The sequence below is a fragment of the Companilactobacillus kimchii DSM 13961 = JCM 10707 genome, assembly GCF_001435445.1.
Lineage (GTDB): Bacteria > Bacillota > Bacilli > Lactobacillales > Lactobacillaceae > Companilactobacillus > Companilactobacillus kimchii.
In genome coordinates this window covers 1-1,054 of sequence record NZ_AZDH01000007.1, presented here as the reverse complement: position 1 = coordinate 1,054, position 1,054 = coordinate 1, and the positions used below count along the sequence as shown (strand labels likewise).

1 protein-coding gene is annotated in these 1,054 nt (G+C 44.0%); it reads left to right on the top strand.

Annotated elements, in window-relative coordinates; translation table 11 throughout:
- Positions 1 to 100: 100 nt before the first annotated feature.
- Complete coding sequence (locus FC97_RS04135) at positions 101 to 1,024, top strand: IS30 family transposase (protein ID WP_004271307.1); 924 nt, start codon at positions 101 to 103, stop codon at positions 1,022 to 1,024.
- Positions 1,025 to 1,054: the final 30 nt, after the last annotated feature.

Below are 1,054 nucleotides of genomic sequence, written 5' to 3'. Positions count from 1 at the left end.
GGCAGATTGTAAAATTTAAGTTGAACATTTAAGTGGACAGAAAAACCCATCAAGGTCTTTAATGGTGTTACCACACAATCCATTAGAAAGAAGGACCTTGATGAGCACCACTATTTTATCATTCCAGAACCGTGTTGTCATTGAAACGCTTCATAATGAAGGACGTTCCTTGCGATACATCGCTAACTACTTAGGCTTTAGTAAGACCACCATCTTTAACGAACTTCACCGGCTAAATAGTGAGTACCAGGCTGGGCTAGCGCAAACTGACTTTGAACGAAAGGTTAGTCAACGGGGGCGGAAGTCTTCGCTCACTAAAAACCTTAAACACTTGATCGAGGAAAAGATTCAAGTCCAGAAGTGGTCCCCTGAACAAGTTGCCCATGTGGTGGGGATTGCCTACAAGACGGTCTATAACTGGATTGATCAAGGATGGCTTGATATACAGTTGCCCGATTTGCCTGATCATGGAATTCGTCGTCATCGTGCTAAAGAAAAGCGTGGTACGTTCAATCACGGCCGCTCCATTGAGGAGCGGCCTCATAAAGTCGAAACTCGCCAGGAATTCGGCCACTTTGAAGCTGATACCGTACTTTCTGGTAAACGTAAAGGTCAAGCTGTGGCTACTTTTGTGGAGCGTAAGAGTCGCCTGACAATTGTTAAACGGCTCCATGGTCGCGACAGTCAGTCCATGACTCAAGCCGTACTTGAACTAGCTAGTCAACTTCAAGACAAGCTCAAGACGCTTACCGTAGATCATGGTAAAGAGTTCGCTAACTATCAGACAATTGAACGGCGAACTGGTACACAGGTTTATTTTGCACATGCCTATTCACCGCATGAAAGAGGCAGTAATGAGAACCGTAACCGAGTTTTGCGGCGCTTTATTCCCAAAGGCCAAGCCATTGAAGAACTAAGTGATCACCAACTGGTTCAAATCAACTGGTATTTGAATTCACGGCCACTTAAATGTCTTAATTGGCATACACCAATCGAGATCTTCTTGCTTAATTTACGTCATTAAATTCGTTCAAGTTATTTCTTGCAATCTGCC

Excerpts from the sequence above, each read along its gene's own strand:
- FC97_RS04135 (WP_004271307.1), top strand. The coding sequence starts at position 101 with ATGAGCACCACTATTTTATCATTCCAGAACCGTGTTGTCATTGAAACG.